Source organism: Micrococcus sp. Alg238-R198 (genome assembly GCF_900537135.1).
Taxonomy (GTDB): domain Bacteria; phylum Actinomycetota; class Actinomycetes; order Actinomycetales; family Micrococcaceae; genus Micrococcus; species Micrococcus luteus.
In genome coordinates, this window is sequence record NZ_UNRH01000005.1 from 59,719 (window position 1) to 76,957 (window position 17,239).

Annotated in this window: 18 protein-coding genes; 9 read left to right on the plus strand and 9 right to left on the minus strand. The window is 74.7% G+C overall.

The genetic code is table 11. The annotated features are described in order from the left end of the window. Positions 1–190 precede the first annotated feature (190 nt). From G6R13_RS06375 to G6R13_RS06390, 4 genes are read left to right on the plus strand one after another with little or no spacing between them, the layout of a single operon-like run. A complete protein-coding gene (locus G6R13_RS06375; protein ID WP_049145926.1) occupies positions 191–832 on the plus strand; it encodes an ABC transporter permease in 642 nt (213 codons plus the stop codon). Continuing rightward, positions 829–1,836: an ATP-binding cassette domain-containing protein gene (locus G6R13_RS06380; protein ID WP_098092236.1), complete on the plus strand. Its 1,008-nt coding sequence runs from the start codon at positions 829–831 to the stop codon at positions 1,834–1,836. Before G6R13_RS06375 ends, G6R13_RS06380 begins: the two co-directional genes overlap by 4 nt. Further along, positions 1,833–2,585, plus strand: a complete 753-nt coding sequence (locus G6R13_RS06385) for an ABC transporter permease (protein ID WP_163721266.1) — start codon at positions 1,833–1,835, stop codon at positions 2,583–2,585. Before G6R13_RS06380 ends, G6R13_RS06385 begins: the two co-directional genes overlap by 4 nt. Next, positions 2,582–3,589 (plus strand): glycine betaine ABC transporter substrate-binding protein, encoded by a 1,008-nt coding sequence (locus G6R13_RS06390; protein WP_159833329.1) that lies wholly within the window; start codon positions 2,582–2,584, stop codon positions 3,587–3,589. The genes G6R13_RS06385 and G6R13_RS06390 overlap by 4 nt, the downstream gene beginning before the upstream one ends. Positions 3,590–3,618: 29 nt before the next feature. On the opposite strand, the gene G6R13_RS12295 is transcribed toward G6R13_RS06390, so the two are convergent. From G6R13_RS12295 to G6R13_RS06415, 5 genes are all read right to left on the minus strand, one after another. Then, on the minus strand, positions 3,619–4,089 hold the full coding sequence (locus G6R13_RS12295) for an alkaline phosphatase D family protein (protein ID WP_060973549.1): 471 nt from the start codon (positions 4,087–4,089) through the stop codon (positions 3,619–3,621). 360 nt (positions 4,090–4,449) lie between these two features. Further along, positions 4,450–5,622 carry a cysteine desulfurase family protein gene (locus G6R13_RS06400; protein ID WP_159833327.1) on the minus strand — a complete coding sequence of 391 codons (1,173 nt, stop codon included), beginning with the start codon at positions 5,620–5,622 and terminating at the stop codon, positions 4,450–4,452. Further along, positions 5,619–6,539, minus strand: a complete 921-nt coding sequence (gene nadC, locus G6R13_RS06405; RefSeq protein WP_078025870.1) for a carboxylating nicotinate-nucleotide diphosphorylase — start codon at positions 6,537–6,539, stop codon at positions 5,619–5,621. The genes G6R13_RS06400 and nadC overlap by 4 nt, the downstream gene beginning before the upstream one ends. Further along, on the minus strand, positions 6,536–7,864 hold the full coding sequence (gene nadA / locus G6R13_RS06410; RefSeq protein ID WP_078025869.1) for a quinolinate synthase NadA: 1,329 nt from the start codon (positions 7,862–7,864) through the stop codon (positions 6,536–6,538). Before nadA ends, nadC begins: the two co-directional genes overlap by 4 nt. A gap of 27 nt (positions 7,865–7,891) precedes the next feature. Beyond that, positions 7,892–8,626, minus strand: coding sequence for a DNA mismatch repair protein MutT (locus G6R13_RS06415; protein ID WP_159833325.1), 735 nt, complete (start codon positions 8,624–8,626; stop codon positions 7,892–7,894). Positions 8,627–8,754: 128 nt separating this feature from the next. On the opposite strand from G6R13_RS06415, the gene G6R13_RS06420 reads away from it, so the two are divergent. Further along, on the plus strand, positions 8,755–9,591 hold the full coding sequence (locus tag G6R13_RS06420) for an alpha/beta fold hydrolase (RefSeq protein ID WP_163721268.1): 837 nt from the start codon (positions 8,755–8,757) through the stop codon (positions 9,589–9,591). 126 nt (positions 9,592–9,717) lie between these two features. Here G6R13_RS06420 and G6R13_RS06425 read toward each other — a convergent pair whose 3' ends face one another. After that, positions 9,718–10,665 carry a DUF808 domain-containing protein gene (locus G6R13_RS06425; RefSeq protein WP_049147473.1) on the minus strand — a complete coding sequence of 316 codons (948 nt, stop codon included), beginning with the start codon at positions 10,663–10,665 and terminating at the stop codon, positions 9,718–9,720. A 145-nt stretch (positions 10,666–10,810) separates the two neighbouring features. Further along, positions 10,811–11,329, minus strand: coding sequence for a ferritin (locus G6R13_RS06430; protein ID WP_041105037.1), 519 nt, complete (start codon positions 11,327–11,329; stop codon positions 10,811–10,813). Between the two features lie 129 nt (positions 11,330–11,458). Here G6R13_RS06430 and G6R13_RS06435 point away from each other — a divergent pair, with 129 nt between their 5' ends. After that, on the plus strand, positions 11,459–11,998 hold the full coding sequence (locus G6R13_RS06435) for a PACE efflux transporter (protein WP_041105039.1): 540 nt from the start codon (positions 11,459–11,461) through the stop codon (positions 11,996–11,998). Positions 11,999–12,022: 24 nt separating this feature from the next. Here G6R13_RS06435 and G6R13_RS06440 read toward each other — a convergent pair whose 3' ends face one another. After that, the gene (locus G6R13_RS06440; RefSeq protein WP_041105041.1) at positions 12,023–12,925 is read right to left on the minus strand and encodes a patatin family protein; all 903 of its coding nucleotides are present in this window, start codon (positions 12,923–12,925) and stop codon (positions 12,023–12,025) included. Between the two features lie 81 nt (positions 12,926–13,006). On the opposite strand from G6R13_RS06440, the gene tpx reads away from it, so the two are divergent. Both tpx and G6R13_RS06450 read left to right on the plus strand, forming a co-directional pair. Continuing rightward, positions 13,007–13,507, plus strand: coding sequence for a thiol peroxidase (gene tpx, locus G6R13_RS06445; protein WP_044659388.1), 501 nt, complete (start codon positions 13,007–13,009; stop codon positions 13,505–13,507). Between the two features lie 2 nt (positions 13,508–13,509). Beyond that, positions 13,510–14,691, plus strand: coding sequence for a trypsin-like peptidase domain-containing protein (locus tag G6R13_RS06450; RefSeq protein ID WP_044659389.1), 1,182 nt, complete (start codon positions 13,510–13,512; stop codon positions 14,689–14,691). Between the two features lie 15 nt (positions 14,692–14,706). On the opposite strand, the gene zupT is transcribed toward G6R13_RS06450, so the two are convergent. Continuing rightward, complete coding sequence (gene zupT / locus G6R13_RS06455) at positions 14,707–15,495, minus strand: zinc transporter ZupT (RefSeq protein WP_044659390.1); 789 nt, start codon at positions 15,493–15,495, stop codon at positions 14,707–14,709. 65 nt (positions 15,496–15,560) lie between these two features. Here zupT and G6R13_RS06460 point away from each other — a divergent pair, with 65 nt between their 5' ends. After that, positions 15,561–17,039 (plus strand): NAD(P)/FAD-dependent oxidoreductase, encoded by a 1,479-nt coding sequence (locus G6R13_RS06460; RefSeq protein ID WP_044659391.1) that lies wholly within the window; start codon positions 15,561–15,563, stop codon positions 17,037–17,039. Positions 17,040–17,239 lie beyond the last annotated feature (200 nt).

A 17,239-nucleotide genomic window follows, 5' to 3' on the forward strand; every position in this document is an offset into this window, starting at 1 on the left:
GGGCGGCAGGCCATCCGTGGCGGTGCCGGTGACCCCTTTCGTGGTGTAGAACACAGGGAGTGCCACCGTCTCGGGTAGCGTGCAAGAGCACGCCCGCCCCACCCGGACCGAAGGAGACGACGATGACGGTCCTGCCCCACCCCGCAGACGCCCGGGCCGCCCAGGGGCGCGCTGTCGGCGTGGAGGCGGCATGAGCGAGTTCCTCGCCTCACGCTGGCCGGACATCCTCTTCCGCGCCTGGCAGCACGGGTGGCTCGTGCTGCAGGCGCTGGCCATCGCCACCGTGCTCGCCATCGCACTGGCCGTGATCGCCACGCGGATCAAGGCCCTGACCCCGATCGCGAACGCCTTCACCGCCGTCGGGCTGACCCTGCCCTCCTTCGCGCTCATCGGCGTCCTGATCCCCCTGGTGGGCATCGGGACCGTCCCCGCCGTCGTGGTGGTGGTCTTCTATGCCCTGCTGCCCATCCTCCGCAACGCGCTCGTGGGTCTGCGCGGCGTGGACCCGGAGGTGCTGGAGGCCGCCCGGGGGATGGGCATGGGGCCGGTGGCGCTGTTCACCCGGGTGCGTCTCCCGCTGGCCTGGCCCGTGATCCTCACCGGCATGCGGGTCGCAGGCCAGCTCGGCATGGGCGTGGCCGCGGTCGCGGCCTACGTCCTGGGGCCCGGACTGGGCTCGTACATCTTCACGGGGCTGGTCTCCCTGGGCGGCGCCAACGCGTTGAACTACGCCCTCGTGGGCACCCTCGGCATCGTCGTCGTCGCCCTCGTCCTGGACGGGCTGCTCGTGCTGCTCGGCCGCCTCACCATCTCGAAGGGACTGCGCGCATGAGCACCGACCGTGACGCCGGGGCCGAGATCCGTCTCGAGTCCCTGACGAAGCTCTATCCGGGGCAGGACCGTCCCGCCGTGGACGCCCTGGACCTCGTCATCCCCGCGGGGGAGACGGTGGTGTTCGTCGGTCCGTCCGGCTGCGGCAAGACCACCTCGCTGAAGATGATCAACCGCCTCATCGAACCCACCTCCGGGCGGATCCTGATCGGCGGGGAGGACATCACACGCCGTGACCCCACCCGGCTGCGCCGTCAGATCGGCTACGTCGTGCAGGGCGGCGGGATGATGCCCCACCTGTCCGTCGCCGAGAACGTCGGCCTGGTGCCGCGCCTGCTCAAGTGGGACCGCCGGCGCATCGCCGACCGTGTGGACGAGCTGCTCGAGCTCGTCGGCCTGGACCCGGCGATCTATCGGGACCGTTTCCCGCGCGAGCTGTCCGGCGGACAGCAGCAGCGCGTCGGCGTGGCCCGGGGCCTCGCGGCGGATCCTCCCGTGCTGCTCATGGACGAGCCCTTCGGCGCCGTGGACCCCCTCACCCGCCAGCGCCTGCAGCAGGAGATGCTCGACATCCAGGCCAGGGTGGGCAAGACCATCGTGATGGTCACCCACGACGTGGATGAGGCCGTGCTCCTGGGCGACCGGATCCTGGTGCTCGAACCCGGCGCGCACGTGGCCCAGTACGCCACCCCCGAAGAGGTCCTGGCTCGGCCGGCCACCGAGTTCGTGGCCGACTTCGTGGGGTCGGGGGCGGGGCTCAAGCGGCTGGGGCTGCGGTCGGTCGACTCGCTGCCGCTGCGCCCGATCGCACCGCACCCGACGGGCCCGCTGCCGGGCGGGCCCGTGCTCGACGCGGCCACCCCGATCAGCGAGGCCCTCGCGGCGCTGGTCACGGCCCCGGCGGAGGAGATCGCCGTGGTCCGTGATGGCACGGTCATCGGTCTGCTCGACTATCCGACACTGCGCGCGCACGCCCGCGCCGGCGACGAGCAGGCTCGGCCATGATCGCCCGGCTGCGTGCGGCCTCCGCCGAGGACCGCCTGCTCCTGATCGGCCTGCCGCTGCTGGTGGCCGCCCTGCTGATCGGGTGGACCGTCTGGGTGCGCGGGGCCGCCCTCGACGACGTCGAGGCCCGGCTGCTGACCTGGCCCACCGTCCTGCGCCTCACCGCCGAGCACCTGGCCCTCGTCGGCGTGTCCACCGTTCTGGTCGTGGCGACGGCCATCCCGCTCGGCGTGCTGCTCAGCCGCCCCGCCGCCCGGCGGTTCACCCCCGTCGCCATGGGGCTGGCCAACGCCGGTCAGGCCGCCCCGGTGATCGGTGTGATCGTCCTGCTCGCCATGGCGTGGGGGTTCGGCTTCCGGGTCGCCGTGCTGGCCCTGTCCCTCTACGCGTTCCTGCCCGTGCTGGCCAACACGCTGGCCGGGCTGCGGGGCGTCAACCCCACCGTCGTCGAGGCGGCCCGCGGCATGGGCATGTCGCCGGTGCAGACCCTGCTCCGGGTGGAGCTGCCCTTGGCCCTGCCCGTGATCATGGCGGGTCTGCGGACCGCCCTGGTGCTGCTGGTGGGCACCGGGGCGTTCGCGACGTTCATCGACGCCGGCGGCCTCGGCCTGCTCATCCAGACCGGGATCGTCCTGTTCCGTTTCCCGCTGCTCGTCTCGGGGGCGATCCTCGTGGCCGCCCTCGCCCTGATGATCGAGTGGATCGGCCGCCTCGTCGAGACGCTGGCCACCCCGAGGGGGCTCGCATGACCACCTCGCGCGCGACCATCCCATCCCGCCGCCGCGGCCGGACCCCCGCTCGTGCCGCGCTCGCCGCGCTCGGCCTGGCGGCCTCCCTGGTCCTGTCCGGGTGCGGGCTGAGCACCGCCGGCGGCTACCTGCCCTCGGGCACGCCCGCCGGCGAGGTCGCCGGGATCGACCTCGAGGGCGCCCACGTGGCGGTGGGCTCCAAGAACTTCAACGAGGGCGTCGTGCTCGGCAAGATCACCGCGATCCTGCTGCGCTCCGCGGGGGCCGACGTCGAGGATCTGACCAACATGCCGGGTTCGCTCAGTGCGCGCCAGGCCCAGGTCGCAGGCGTCGTGGACGTCGAGTGGGACTACACGGGGACGGCCTGGATCACGTACCTGGGCCACACCGATCCGATCCCGGACGCCCAGGCGCAGTGGGCCGCGGTCCGGGACGAGGACGCGCAGCAGGGCCTGGTGTGGCTGCCGCCGGCCGAACTCGACAACACCTACACCTTCTCCGTGCGCCAGGACCGGGCGGAGGAGCTCGGCCTGGAGACCCTGGCGGACATCAAGGACCTCCCCACGGAGGACCAGTCCTTCTGCGTGAGCGCCGAATTCGCCGCCCGCAACGACGGGTTCCTGCCCATGCTCGAGGCCTACGGGATCGAACGGCCCACCGGATCCCGGCTGCGCCAGATGGACATCGGGGCGGTGTTCGCCGCGGTGGCGGACGGGTCGTGCACCTTCGGGGAGGCGTACTCCACGGACGGGCGGATCGCCGCGCTGGACCTGACGACCCTGCAGGACCCGCTGAGCTTCTTCCCGAAGTACAACGCGGCCCCCATCGTGCGCGAGGAGGTCCTGGCCGAGCACCCCGAGATCGCCGACCTGCTGGCGCCCGTGACCGCGCGCCTGGACAACGCGACGGCCGCGCGCCTGAACGCCCGGGTGGACGTCGACGGCGAGGAGCCCACCCAGGTCGCGTGGGACTGGCTCCGCGAGGAGGGCCTGATCACCGACTGACGGTCCGCCGACGCCGCCGGCACGGCGGATCAGGCAGCCGTCAGCGTGCGCGAGTAGACCGTCCGGCCGACGGCGTTGATCAGACGCACCCGGAACTCGCGGCCGTCCTCGGGGATCTCGACGTGGCCGAAGTACTGGTGCTCGCCGGAGCGCGGCGAGCCCATGACCGGCCCGTGCGCCTCGAAGTCCAGGCGCGGGCCGAAGGTGCCGTCCAGCGTGTTCGGGCCGGACGATCCGGCGTTGATGGGGCCGGCCACGAACTCCCAGAACGGCTCGAAGTCGGTGAACGCCGCGCGCAGCCCGCGGATGAGCCACTGCAGCTGTTCCTCGCCCAGGATCGGGGTCTCGTGGGTCTCGAGACGCTGGGTGTTCTCGCCCTTGTGGGTGCGCATGTCCAGGGCGAACACGTCGAGCGTCGCGCCGCGGGGGATCCTGCGGTGGATGCGGGTGGGCGCGAGGCCGGAGCCGCGGTGCAGGGCCGTGGAGTCGGCGATCGGCATGTACTCCTGCCACGCTCGCCGGGCGCCGTCGTGAAGCGGGCCACGGCCGACTCGCCCAGGCGGCCGGCCTCGTCCTCGAACGCGTACGTCACCTCGAAGCGGGCGCCGGAGGGCAGCGTGTCCGCGAGGATCTTCGCGGTGTGGTCGGCGGCCCCGTCGACCCAGCCGGAGCGCAGGGTCAGCCCGCGAGCGAAGCGGCCGCGCAGCACCAGCCCGTCCTCGTCGACCGCGCGCAGCGTGGCGTGCAGGCGCGAACGGCCGGACTCGGCCAGGCCCCCGGGTGTGTGGCCTCGGGCTGACCCTCGGGTGAACTTCCGACGCCGGCCCCGGCGGCAGCGGGGTCGACCGGCCCGGGGCCGCTCAGCGCAGGGCGGCGACCGTCCGGACGGCGTCGACGATCGCGTCCGCCGCGGCCTCGAGCAGCGGGGCGTCGGCGTCCGGGCCGAACGTGCAGCGCAGGGCCGTGCGCGCCTCGTCCTCGCTGAGGCCCAGCGCGAGCAGGGCCGGGGACGGCTCGGCGTCGTGGGCCGAGCACGCGGACCCCGCCGAGGCCAGCACGCCCCGGCGGGCCGCCTCCTCCAGCACCGACTCGCCGTTCACACCGGGCAGCACGAACGAGGCGTGACGCGGCAGCCGCCGCGCGGGATGGCCGGTCAGCCGCGCGTCGGGCACGAGCGCCCGGACGCCGTCGAGCACGCGCGCCGCGAACCGGTCCCGCAGCCCGGACCACGCGTCCGCGGCCGCGGCGCGCTCCGCCTCGGCCTCCTCGAAGGCCGCCGCGAACCCGGCGGCACCGGCCACGTTCTGCGTCCCGGACCGCCGGCCCCGCTCCTGGCCGCCACCGGGCACGAGCGGTTCCAGGGCGTGACCCGGGCGCACCCACAGCGCGCCGACCCCCTTGGGCCCGCCGACCTTGTGCCCGGACAGCGCCACGAGATCCGCCCCGAGGGCGCGCACGTCCACCGGGATCTGCCCCGCGGCCTGCACCGCGTCCACGTGCAGCGGCACGCCCGCCTCCCGGGCGACGGCGGCCAGCTCGGCCACCGGCTGCACCGTGCCCACCTCGTTGTGGGCCAGGTGCACGCTGACCAGCGCGGTGTCCGGGCGCAGGCGGGCGGCGAGGTCGTCCGCCGAGGTCAGGCCGTCACGGTCCAGCGCGAGGTGCTCGACCTCGACGCCGTGCAGCCGGGCCAGCTGGTCACAGGACTGCCGCACCGCGCTGTGCTCGATCCCCGTGGTCAGCACGTGGCCCGCCGGGCGTCCGGCGAGGATCCGGGCGCGCACCGTGCCGAGCACGGCGAGCGCGTCGGCCTCCGTGCCGCCCGAGGTGAACACGACCTGCCCGGCCCGGGCGCCGATCGCGCGGGCCACCCGCGCGCGGGCGTCCTCGAGCAGGGCCGCCGCCGCCCGGCCGGCCTCGTGCGCCGAGGACGGGTTGCCGTAGACGCCGGTGAGGGCGGGCCACATCGCCTCCAGCGCGCTGCGCCGGACGGGCGCGGTGGCCGCGTGGTCCAGGTCGAGGGTGGTGCTCATCGGCGCGGCGAGACCTCCTCGACCACGGCGTCCAGGCCCAGGTCCAGGGACTGGACGGTATGGGTCAGCGCTCCCACCGAGATCACGTCCACGCCCGTGGCCGCGATCGCCCCGATCGTCTCGAGGCTCACCCCGCCGGAGGCCTCGACGACGGCGCGGCCCGCGACGCGCTCGACGCCGGCCCGCAGCTCGGCCGGCGAGAAGTTGTCCAGCATGATCGTGTCGACCCCGGCGGCGAGCACCGCCGGGATCTGCTCGAGCCGGTCGACCTCCACCTCCACGTGGGTGGTGTGCGGCAGGCGGGCCATCCCGGCGCGCAGGGCCGCGGTGAGGGCCTCGCCCGGGTCGCCGGCACTGCCGAACCCCAGCGCGGCCAGGTGGTTGTCCTTGAGCATCACGGCATCCGAGAGGCTGAAGCGGTGGTTGTGCCCGCCTCCGTCCCGCACCGCCTGCCGTTCGAGCACGCGCAGACCCGGGGTGGTCTTGCGGGTGTCCACCACCCGCGCGTGCCCGCCGCCGGCGCGCACGGCGGCCACGTGGGCGGCCGTCGTCGTGGCGATCCCGGACAGGCGCTGGACGAGGTTCAGCGCCACGCGCTCGGCGCGCAGCACCGAGCGGGCGGGGCCCGCGACCTCGGCGACGACGGCGCCGGGGGACAGGTCGGCGCCGTCGGCCAGGTGCAGGGTGACGGACACGGCCGGGTCGACGAGCCGGAAGGCGGCCTCGAGGGCGTTCGTGCCGGAGAGCACCCCGGGCTCGCGGGCCACCACGCGCGCGGTGATCCGGGCCTGCTCCGGGACGAAGGCCTCCGAGGAGACATCACCCCAGGGCGCGTCCTCGGCGAGCGCGGCGGCCACGATCCGCTCCACGTCCGGCTGCGGGGCCGGCGTCGCCGGGGCGCGGTCGGCCGGGGTCACGTCCCGGCCCCGGCGGACTGCGCGGCCGACTGCTTCGGCGCGACGGCCAGCATCCGCTCGAGCGCGGTGCGGGCCGGCTCGGCGACGGACGCAGGCACGGTGATCCGGTTGACCACGCGGCCGGCCACGAGCTCCTCGAGCACCCACGCGAGGTAGCCGGGGTGGATGCGGTACATGGTGGAGCACGGGCAGATCACGGGGTCGAGGCAGAAGATCGTGTGCTCGGGGTGCTGGGCGGCCAGGCGCTGCACGAGGTTGATCTCGGTGCCGATCGCGAAGGTCGAGCCGGCCGGCGCCGCTTGGATCGCCTTGACGATGAAGTCGGTGGACCCGGAGGAGTCCGCGGCCTCCACCACGGGCAGGGGGCACTCGGGGTGCACGATCACCTGGACGTCCGGGTGCTCGGCGCGGGCCTGTTCGATCTGCGCCACGGTGAAGCGGCGGTGCACCGAGCAGAAGCCGTGCCACAGCAGGACCTTCGCGTCCCGCAGGGCGTCCTCGGAGTTCCCGCCCAGCGGCAGGCGGGGGTTCCACGTCGGCATCTGCTCGAGTGGGATCCCCCTGGCGCGGCCCGTGTTCCGGCCCAGGTGCTGGTCCGGGAAGAACAGGACGCGTTGGGCACGCTCGAACGCCCAGTCCAGCACGGCCGAGGCGTTGGAGGACGTGCACACGATGCCGCCGCGCTCGCCGACGAAGCCCTTGAGGGCCGCGGAGGAGTTCATGTAGGTCACGGGCAGCAGGGGCACGCGCCCGTCGTCGTCCGGCTCGGTGCCGTAGACCGCCTCGAGCTGCTCCCACGCGTCCTCGACCGAGTCCAGGTCGGCCATGTCCGCCATGGAGCAGCCGGCGGCGAGGTTGGGCAGGATGACGGCCTGGTCCGGGGTGGAGAGAAGGTCCGCGGTCTCCGCCATGAAGTGCACGCCGCAGAACACGATCGCCTCCGCCTCGGGCCGGCCCTGGGAGGCCCGCGCGAGCTGGAAGGAGTCGCCCACGAAGTCGGCGTGCTGGACGACCTCGTCGCGCTGGTAGAAGTGGCCCAGCACGACGACGCGTTCGCCGAGCGTCTGCCGCGCGGCGCTGATCCGGGCGTGGAGCTCCTCGTCGGAGGCCCGCTGGTACTCCTCGGGGATGCGGCCCTGCACGGGGGCGTCGGCCGGGACGGCGTCGTCCTGCGATGCGCCGGGGCCGTAGGCGGGCAGGCCGGCGTCGAACGCCCAGGGGCCGCGGGTCAGGTCGGGGGAGCACGAGGAGCCGCGCGCGGCGTCCTTGTCGATCAGGGTCAGGGTGCGGGCCACCGAGGCGGTGGTCCCGGTCGGGGTGGTCATGGGTGACTCCTGGGTCGGGGCTGGTGGTCAGCGGCGGGCATCCGGCCCGGCGGGATCGGGGTCGGTCCCGGGCCCGGCGGGCCGGTACCGGTAGAGCTTGGGCGGGCGGTGCGGGGTGCCGCCGCGGACCTCGCCGGTCTCCTCGAGGGTCCCGGCGGCGAGGGTGGCGCGGCGGAAGTTGGCGGCGTCGAGGCCGCGGCCGAGGACGGCCTCGTGCACGGCGCGCAGCTCGGCAAGGGTGAAGGAGGGCCCCAGCAGCGCGTGCCCGACGCCGGCTCGCGGCAGGTCCGCGCGCAGACGCGCCACGGCCGCCGCCAGGATCTGGGCGTGGTCGAACGCCAGCGCGGGCGGCGCGTCGGCCCGGTGCCAGCGCACATGGACCCCGATGGGCAGCCCGGCCACGTCCGGGTCCGGGCGGGACGCCGGGGCGGCGCCGTCGTCGTCCAGGACGGGGCTGAGCGCCCAGTGGGCCACCGTGAGGACGCGTCCGGTGGGGGAACGGTCCACGGCGCCGAACGCCGCCAGCTGCTCGAGGCGACGGACGGGACCGGGCACGCACTCGGCGGCCACGCGTGCGGCGACGTCGGCCAGCTCCTCGTCCGCGCCGAGCCACGCGCCCGGCAGCGCCCACCGGTCCAGGAACGGCTCGCGCATCCGCGGGACGAGGGCGACACAGAGGCGGGGCACGCCGTGCGGGTCCGGGCGCACGCCGAAGACGGCCGTGGACACGGCCACGCTGACGCGGACCTCAGCGACCGGCATGGGACCTCCCGGGGCGGACTGGCGGGGCTGTTCTGGTCAGTATGACACTGTTCGCGCCCATCTCAGAGGGTCGAGATGACTGTAAGGCGGGGGAGGTGCCGGCGCGGTCCCGCGCTAGCCTGAGTCGGGTGAACACGACCGCCGCCGCCTCCGACCCGTCCGACGCCCCCCTGGCCTCCACCCGCATCGGGGAGGGCCCGCGCGGCGTCGCGTTCCTGCACGGCCTCATGGGCCGGGGCCGGAACTTCACCGGCCCGGCCAAGGAGCTGGGCGACGACTTCACGGTGGAGCTGATCGATCTGCCGGACCACGGCGCCTCGCCCTGGACGGACCGGGTGGACTACCGCGAGATCGCGGACCGGGTGGCCGCCCACCTGCGCGCCGGCCTCGCCGCCGACGGGCCGGTCCACCTGCTGGGCCACTCGATGGGCGGCAAGGTCGCGATGGTGCTCGCCCTGCGGCACCCGGAGCTCGTGGACCGGCTGATCGTGGAGGACATCTCCCCGCGGCTCTCACCGCAGGCCACGGACGAGTTCGTGCACCTGCTGGGCACCATGCTGCGCATGGACCTGGACGCGTACGACTCGCGGGCCGAGGCCGACGCGGCCATGGCCGAGCACGTCCACGACGCGCGGGTGCGCGGCTTCCTGCTGCAGAACCTGCGGCGCACGGCCGGGCACTTCGCGTGGCAGCCCAACGTGGCCATGCTCTTCGAGCACCTGCGGGAGATCGGCTCGTTCCCGGACCCGGTGGTCCCCGAGGACCCGGCGCGCGTGTTCGACCATCCGGTCCTGTGGCTGGCCGGCGCCGAGTCGGACTACGTCCAGGACGAGGACGTGCCGCGGATGAAGGAGCTGTTCCCGCGCGTCGTGCGCGTCACCGTCCGTGACGCCGGCCACTGGCTGCACGCCGACCAGCCCGAGGCCTTCGTCTCCGCGGTGCGCACCTTCCTCACCGCCGACTGACGGGGCCCGTCGGGAGACGGAGACAGCGCCGAGGCCCGCAGACGCGCCGCTACGTTCCGTGCGTAGCGGCGCGTCTGCGGGCCTCGGCGTCGGGCGCGGGTGGGAGTAGACCCGTCAGCCGCCGCATCAGTGGGCGGGCGCGGCCTTCTTCCCGCGCAGGCGTCCGACGAGCAGGACCACCCCGAGCGCGACCGAGCCCCAGAGCAGGCCCCACACAGCCGACGTCGCAGTCTCCGTGAGCCAGCCGAGGAACGCGCCGGCGGCGTGTGTGACGGGCTCGACGATCCCGTGCTGCACGGCGTAGGGCCACGGCACGCCCAGTGCGTCCAGCTCCACGAGGGCGATGTGGCCGCCCACCCAGAGCATCGCCACGGTGCCGATGACGGTCACCACGCGCAGCACGTGCGGCATGGCCTTGACCAGCCCGGCGCCGAACGAGCGGCCGCCGGAGGTCGAGGCGTTCTGGTGCAGGTGCAGGCCGACGTCGTCCATCTTCACGATCAGCCCCACCACCCCGTACACGCCCGCGGTGATGACGACGGCCACCACCGCCAGGATCGCCGCCTGCATCCAGAAGCCCAGGTCGGCCACCTCGTTCATGGAGATGACCATGATCTCCAGGGACAGGATGAAGTCCGTGGTGATGGCCCCGCGCACCACGGTGTCCTCGGCCTCCGGACCCCGCTCGACGGCGGGCTCCTCGTCGTCGGCATGCCCGTGGCCGGTGAGCTTGCCCCACACCTTGTGCGCGCCCTCATAGGACAGGTAGGTGCCGCCGGCCAGCAGCAGCCACGGCAGGATCCAGGGGGCGAGCCAGTCGAGCAGCAGCAGGGCGGGCAGGATGAACACGAGCTTGTTGCGCAGGGAGCCCTTGGTGATCCGCCAGATCATCGGCAGCTCGCGGGCGGCGGCCGCGCCGGCCATGTACTGCGGGGTCACCGCGGCGTCGTCGACCACCACGCCCGCCGCCTTGGCCGCGGCGCGTCCCGCTCCGGCGGCCACGTCGTCCACGCTCGCGGCGGCGAGGCGGGCGAGGGCGGCGACGTCGTCGAGCAGGGCTACGAGTCCGACCATGGTTCCTCCTGGGGTGGGGCCGACGGGCGCGCCGGTGCGCGGGCAGGGCGCAGGTCGAGCATAGCGGCGGGGACGGACACGCACCGGCCCGGTCCCGTGGGGGACCGGGCCGGTGCGTGCGCGGCCGACGAGGCCGCCGGTGGGCTCAGGCGTCGTTCTCGGTGGTCTCCACGGGACGGGAGCCCAGGCGGCCGTCGATGCGGAGCAGGCCCGAGCCGTCATCGCCGACGAGCTCGAGCTGGCCCACGATCTCGGAGACGGTGGCCTCCTCCTCGATCTGCTCATCCAGGAACCAGTTCAGCAGCGGGCGCGAGTTGAGGTCGCCCGCGGACTCGGTGGCCCGGTACAGCTCGCGGATCGCCTCGGAGACCTTCTGCTCGTGCGCGAGCGCGGCCCGGAAGATCTCCAGGGCCGACAGGCCGGCCTGCACGGGCGGGGCCGGGATGGCGCCGATCGTCGGGAAGCTGTCCCGGTCGGCGACGTGGTCGATGAACTTGTTCGCGTGGACGATCTCCTCGTCCGCCTGGTGCCGCAGCCACGCGGCCATCCCGGACAGGTCCAGGTCGTCGGCGGCGATCGCGAGCTGGCGGTAGACCATGGACGCCTCGAACTCGAGGGTGATCTGTTCGTTGAACTTCTGCAGCAGGTCATCGGTGAGCTTCATGCCTCGAACTCTAGGCAGGCGGCCGGGGCGCGGTGAAGGCGCGCCCGCCCCTCATCGAGGAGCGACGACGGCGGGCGGCCGGTTCCGCCGGATTCGGCGCCCCGCGGTGCCAGCCCTAGGCTGGGCGCCGTGTCCGAGACCCGCCGCGCCCGCCCGGGCGTCGACCCCGTGTCGACGCCGCCCTCCGACGTGCCGCGGGGCCCGGGGGGCCGGGACGCGCTCGTGCGCCGCCGCGTGTTCCGGACGCCCCTGCTGCGCCGCGTGGTCTACGCGGTGGTCTTCGAGCTGCTCGCCATCCTCTTCACCACCGTGATCCTGGCGGCGCTCGGCAACGGCGGCGGGCCCTCGCTCGCCGTGGCGGTCGTGTCCTCGACCGTGGCCCTGCTGTGGAACATCGTGTTCAACTCGGTGTTCGAGACCCTCGAACGCCGCCTCGGGATCACGGGCCGGCCCTGGTGGGTGCGCGTGGCCCACGCCGTCGGCTTCGAGGGCGGGCTGATCGTGTTCCTCGTGCCCGCGGTGGCGCTGATCCTCGGCATCGGGCTGGGGGAGGCGTTCCTCATCGAGGCCGGCCTGCTCGTGTTCTTCCTCGTCTACGCCGCGGTGTACGCCTATGCGTTCGACTCGGTGTTCGGCCTGCCGGACTCGGCCGCCCGCGCCGAGGCCTGACCCGCCGCTCGGAGCAGGCGCGGCTCAGCGGGACGCCGGCAGCCCCAGGAACGCGCGGATCGCGGGCATCTCGCGGCGCACCTGGTCCAGGCCGAGCTCGTGGGCGGCGGCCAGCTTGGCCACGGACCGCTCGCCGTTGGCGATGGGCATGGTCTCGGGCACGAACAGATAGGCCCGTCCCTGCCGCTCCATCTCGAACAGGCGCTCGCGGGTGGCGTTGTACCGGCGCCAGCGCGTGAGCAGCGCGTCCGCGACGGCGGGGTAGCGCCGGAAGGTGCGCTGATAGAACGAGGGGAACCGCTCGGGCCGCTTCACGTACCCGCGCTCCCGGGTCAGGACCACGAGGACCTTCTCGAACCCCGCGTCCTCCGCCGCGGTCAGCGGGATCCCGCCGTCCACGCCGAGGGCGCCGTCCACGAACACGGTGCCCTCGGCGTGCACGGGGGGCATGAGGACCGGCATCGTGGACGACGCGCGGACGCGGACCATCAGGTCGGTCAGGGTGGTCATGTCGGAGCGGTCCCACCAGCGGGTCTCGCCGCTCGCGGCGTCGAACCCGCCCAGCACGAGCCGGGCGGGGTTCGCGCGGAACGTGGCGAAGTCGTAGGGCAGGTCCGCCTCGGGCAGGCCGGCGTGCTCGTAGATGTACTCGGCGTTGAACAGGCCCTTGCCGCGCACGAAGCTCAGCCAGTTGCCGAACCGAGGATCGTCGGCGAAGTCCACGAACGAGCGCCGCGCACGGGCCGGGTCGCGGGACAGGTAGTTCACGGCGTTGGACGAGCCCGCCGAGATGCCGGCCACGAAGTCCACGTGGATCCGCTCGCGCAGCAGTTCCGCCACCACGGCCGAGGTGAGCGCGGCGCGCATGCCCCCGCCCTCGAACAGCAGGGCCGTGTCGGTGACGTTGGACGTCATGGGCTCGGTCATGGTCGGTCCCTCCGTGTTCGCCGTCCGCCGAGCCGGGCGGGGAGTGCTCCCGTCCGGCCGCGCCCATCCTAGGCTGTCCCCATGGCGACGACCCACATGAAGAGCACCCCCGTCCACACCGTCGGTGAGCTGCCCCAGGTGGGTTCCCCCGCCCCCGACTTCACCCTCACCGGGGCGGACCTGTCCCCGGTGACCCTGCGGGAGCTGCGCGGCCGCCGCGTGATCCTGAACATCTTCCCGTCCCTGGACACCGGCGTGTGCGCCGCCTCCGTCCGCGAGTTCGACTCCCGCGTCGCGGACCTCGGGGACACCACCGTCGTGGCCGTGTCCGCGGACCTGCCGTTCGCCGCCGCGCGCTTCTGCTCGGTCGAGGGCATCGACCACGTCCGCAGCGGCTCTGTGTTCCGCTCGTCGTTCGGCGGCGACTACGGCGTGCGCATGACCGACGGTCCGCTCGAGGGCCTGCTGGCCCGCGCCGTCGTCGTGGTCGATGCCGACGGCGTGGTCCGTCATGCCCAGCTCGTCCCCGAGATCTCCGAGGAGCCGGACTACGAGGCCGCCCTGGCGGCCGCCCGGGGCTGAGCGTGACGCCGCCGGGCTGGCCGCCGCGCGCACGACGCTCGCCCCTGGCGTTCGTCATCGCGCTGTTCGGCGTGCTCGGGGCGCTGGTCCTGGCGGGGGGCCTCACCGCGCTCCTCGCCGGCCGGATGGTCGACGTCGCCGCGGACTCCGCCCCGACCGTGCCCGCCGCCGAGGCCCCGGCACGGGAGGCGGGCGAGCTCGCGGCGGGCCTGACCCACGTCCACGACGGCGTGACGGTGGACTGGTCCGCATCGGCCCACGACGGCTCGTCCCTGGACCCGGGCCAGCCGGTCGCGGACGCCCCGGGCATCCTCCTCGTGGAGACCGCCCTCGGCGCCCGCACCGGCACGGGGACCGGCATGGTGCTCTCCCCGGACGGGCTGGCGGTGACCAACTACCACGTGGTCGAGGACTCCTCGGAGGTGCACGTGGTGGTCGCGGACACCGGCGCGCGGCACACGGCCACGGTGCTCGGGCGCGATGCCGAGCACGACATCGCGGTGCTCGACGTCGAGGGCGTCTCAGACCTGCCGGTGGCCAGCGTCTCGCTGGACCCGGTGCGGCGCGGGGACCAGGTGGCCGCCGTCGGCAACGGCGGAGGCCAGGGTTATCTGACGGCCGTGCGCGGCACCGTGCTCGGCACGGACCGCTCGATCATGGCCGCGGCCGAGGGCACCGATCAGTACGCGCGCCTGTCCGGCCTGATCCAGACGGACGCGGACGTCGTGCCCGGCTACTCCGGCGGCCCGGTGGTGGACGACGCCGGCCAGGTGGTCGGCGTGACCGTGGCAGCCAGCGACGGGACCACCGCAGACGAGGTGGACGGCTTCGCGATCCCGCTGGAGGTGGCCTTCGACGTGGCGGACCAGGTCCTCTCGGGCGAGGAGACGGACACCGTGAGCATCGGTGCGGACGGCGCCCTGGGCATCATGGTCGGCGCGGATCCCGACGTCGGCGTCGTGGTCATGCAGGTGGACGCGGGCTCCGCCGCCGAGCAGATCGGCCTGGTCGAGGGCGATGTCATCCTCGAGATCGAGGGGCGGACCGTCGGCGACGACGCCTCCCGGATGTCCCGCCTGGTCAACGACCACAACGTGGGGGACCGGATCACCGTCCAGTGGCGCACCGCCGACGGCGAGGTGCGCGAGGCCGAGGCGGTCCTGCAGCCGGCCCTCGTGAACTGACCGGCCCCCCGGCGCTCAGGAGAGCAGGTCCAGTGAGAGGGCCATCGCGGCCACGCCCAGCAGCACGCCGCCCAGCGCCGCGGCGCGGCCCCCGGCCGCCCGGGCGGCGGGCAGCAGCGCGTCGAGGCTCACGGTCACCATCACGCCCGCCACGGCCGCGAAGACGGCGGCCAGGAGCGCGGGTGTGAGGAACGGGGCCAGCAGCAGCCAGCCGATCAGCGCGCCCAGCGGCTCCGCGATCCCCGTGAACGCGGCCCACGCGAAGGCCTTGCGCCGCGATCCGGTGGCCTGCCGCACGGGCACGGCTACGGCCACGCCCTCGGGAACGTTGTGCACGGCCATCGCGACGGCCAGCGCGAGGCCCACCGACGGATCCTGCAGGGTGCCGGCGAAGGTGACGAAGCCCTCCGGCAGATTGTGCAGGCCGATCGCCAGGGCCGTCACCGTGCCCAGGCGCAGCATCCGCCGCCGGTCCAGGCCGGCCGGGTCGTCGACGTCGCCCGGCATCTCCGAGACGGGGTCGGGGACGGCGCGCTCGAGCAGCACGTAGGAGCCTGCGCCGAGGATCAGGGCGGCCACCGCGACGGCGGTCGCCGCGGGGCCGACCGCCCCGCCCAGCCCCTCGACGGCGGCCGGCAGCATCTCCAGGAAGGAGACCGCGAGCATGACGCCCGCGGCGAGGCCGAGGGCGGCCCCCAGCCCGCGGCCCGAGGGCGCGCGTCCGACGATCGCCAGGACGCCGCCCAGCACCGTGGCCAGCCCGGCGAACGTCGTGAGAGCGAGCGCGGTCCAGAACGGGTCCACGGGGGAGGGCCTCCTGACGGGCGGCGGGCGGGGTGCGACCATCCTAGGGACTACAGGAGGAGACCATGACCGAAACCGCCACCGGCCCCGGATTCGCCCTGCCCCGGGGCGTCGAGCCGGGCCGCGCCGTCGTCGTGGGCGCCGGACCCAACGGCCTGACCGCCGCCGCCCTGCTGGCCCGCGAGGGCTGGGAGGTGGACGTGTTCGAGCGGGCCCCGGTGCCCGGCGGCGCGTGCGCGTCCGCGCCGGTGCTGGGGGAGGGGACCGTGGTGGACCTCGGGGCGGCGGGCCATCCGTTCGGCGTCGCCAGCCCCGTGTTCCGGGAGCTGGGGCTGACGGACCACGGGCTCGCCTGGCTGCACCCGGCCGTGCCGATGGGACATCCGCTGCCGGACGGGCCGGCCGCCCTCCTGCACCGGGACCTCGAGGCCACCGCCGTGGGTCTCGGCGTCGACGCGCGGGCCTGGCGGGCCGTGCACGGGGCCCTGGTCGACCACGTCGACGAGATCCTGGCGGGCGCGCTCGGCCCGGTGTTGCGACCCCCGCCCCATCCGGTGGCGATGGCCCGCTTCGGCCTGCGCGCCCCGTGGCCGGCCGATCTGCTGGGCCGGGCGATGTTCCGCACGGCGGCCGCTTGCGCCCTGTTCACGGGCTCGGCGGCCCACGCGATCCTGCCCTCGAGCCGGCCCCTGACGGCGGCGTTCGGTGCGCTCTTCGGCGCGCTCGGGATGAGCTCGGGCTGGCCGGTGGCGCGCGGCGGGTCGGGGGCGATCGTCGAGTCGCTCGTGGCGGTGCTGCGGGCGCACGGCGGGCGGCTGCACCTGGGCCACGAGGTCACGGACCTGCGCGCGCTGCCCGCCGCGGACGCCGTCGTGCTGGACCTGACCCCGCGCCAGGTGCTGCGCGTCGCCGGCACGGGCCTGCCGCCGCGCTACGCCGCGGCCCTGCGCCGGTGGCGCCCCGGGCCGTCCGTGTCCAAGGTCGACTTCCTGCTCGACGGGCCGATCCCGTGGCGCGACGCCCGGCTCGCGGGCGCGGGGACGGTGCATCTGGGCGGGACCGCCGCCGAGATCCGGCGGGCCGAGGACGACGTCGCGGCCGGCCGGATGCCGGCGCGGCCCTTCGTCATGCTCTGTCAGCAGCAGGCGGCGGACCCCACACGGGCCACCGGGCCCGCCCGGGGGCACACGGTCGTCTGGTCCTACGCCCATGTGCCCCACGGCCACCCCGGCGACGTCCGTCCGCTGATCGAGGCGGAGGTGGAGCGGCACGCACCCGGCTTCCGGGACCGGATCCAGGCCGCGGTCGCGATGCGCCCGGCCGACCTGGAGGTGTGGAACCCGAACCTCGTGGGCGGCGACATCGCGGGGGGATCGCTCGCGGGAGCGCGCGCGCTCCTGCGCCCCACTGCGTCGCCCCGGCCGCACCGGGCGGGCCGGGCCGGGCTGTATCTGGCCTCCGCCTCCACCCCGCCGGGCGCCGGCGTCCATGGCATGGGCGGGGCGTGGGCCGTGCGGACTCTGTTGGCGGACCGTCGTCGCTGACCGCGCCGCCGCCCGGGCGGAGCGGCGCCGTGCCGGGGTCTGCCGGGGTGTCGGCGACCGCTGTGCGCCACGGCTGAGACTGATCCGGATCCGGACTTTCGCGAATCGGAATGTGCCCGCTACAGTGTGGTTCATCTCACGGAACGTCCCGTCTCGGCGGAACGGCCCGGGGGTCGTCTCGCACCATCGGATCCCCACAG

Coding starts and splice junctions, on each gene's coding strand:
- G6R13_RS06375 (WP_049145926.1), top strand. CDS start 191: ATGAGCGAGTTCCTCGCCTCACGCTGGCCGGACATCCTCTTCCGCGCC.
- G6R13_RS06380 (WP_098092236.1), top strand. CDS start 829: ATGAGCACCGACCGTGACGCCGGGGCCGAGATCCGTCTCGAGTCCCTG.
- G6R13_RS06385 (WP_163721266.1), top strand. CDS start 1,833: ATGATCGCCCGGCTGCGTGCGGCCTCCGCCGAGGACCGCCTGCTCCTG.
- G6R13_RS06390 (WP_159833329.1), top strand. CDS start 2,582: ATGACCACCTCGCGCGCGACCATCCCATCCCGCCGCCGCGGCCGGACC.
- G6R13_RS12295 (WP_060973549.1), bottom strand. CDS start 4,089: ATGCCGATCGCCGACTCCACGGCCCTGCACCGCGGCTCCGGCCTCGCG.
- G6R13_RS06400 (WP_159833327.1), bottom strand. CDS start 5,622: ATGAGCACCACCCTCGACCTGGACCACGCGGCCACCGCGCCCGTCCGG.
- nadA (WP_078025869.1), bottom strand. CDS start 7,864: ATGACCACCCCGACCGGGACCACCGCCTCGGTGGCCCGCACCCTGACC.
- G6R13_RS06415 (WP_159833325.1), bottom strand. CDS start 8,626: ATGCCGGTCGCTGAGGTCCGCGTCAGCGTGGCCGTGTCCACGGCCGTC.
- G6R13_RS06425 (WP_049147473.1), bottom strand. CDS start 10,665: ATGGTCGGACTCGTAGCCCTGCTCGACGACGTCGCCGCCCTCGCCCGC.
- G6R13_RS06430 (WP_041105037.1), bottom strand. CDS start 11,329: ATGAAGCTCACCGATGACCTGCTGCAGAAGTTCAACGAACAGATCACC.
- G6R13_RS06440 (WP_041105041.1), bottom strand. CDS start 12,925: ATGACCGAGCCCATGACGTCCAACGTCACCGACACGGCCCTGCTGTTC.
- tpx (WP_044659388.1), top strand. CDS start 13,007: ATGGCGACGACCCACATGAAGAGCACCCCCGTCCACACCGTCGGTGAG.
- G6R13_RS06460 (WP_044659391.1), top strand. CDS start 15,561: ATGACCGAAACCGCCACCGGCCCCGGATTCGCCCTGCCCCGGGGCGTC.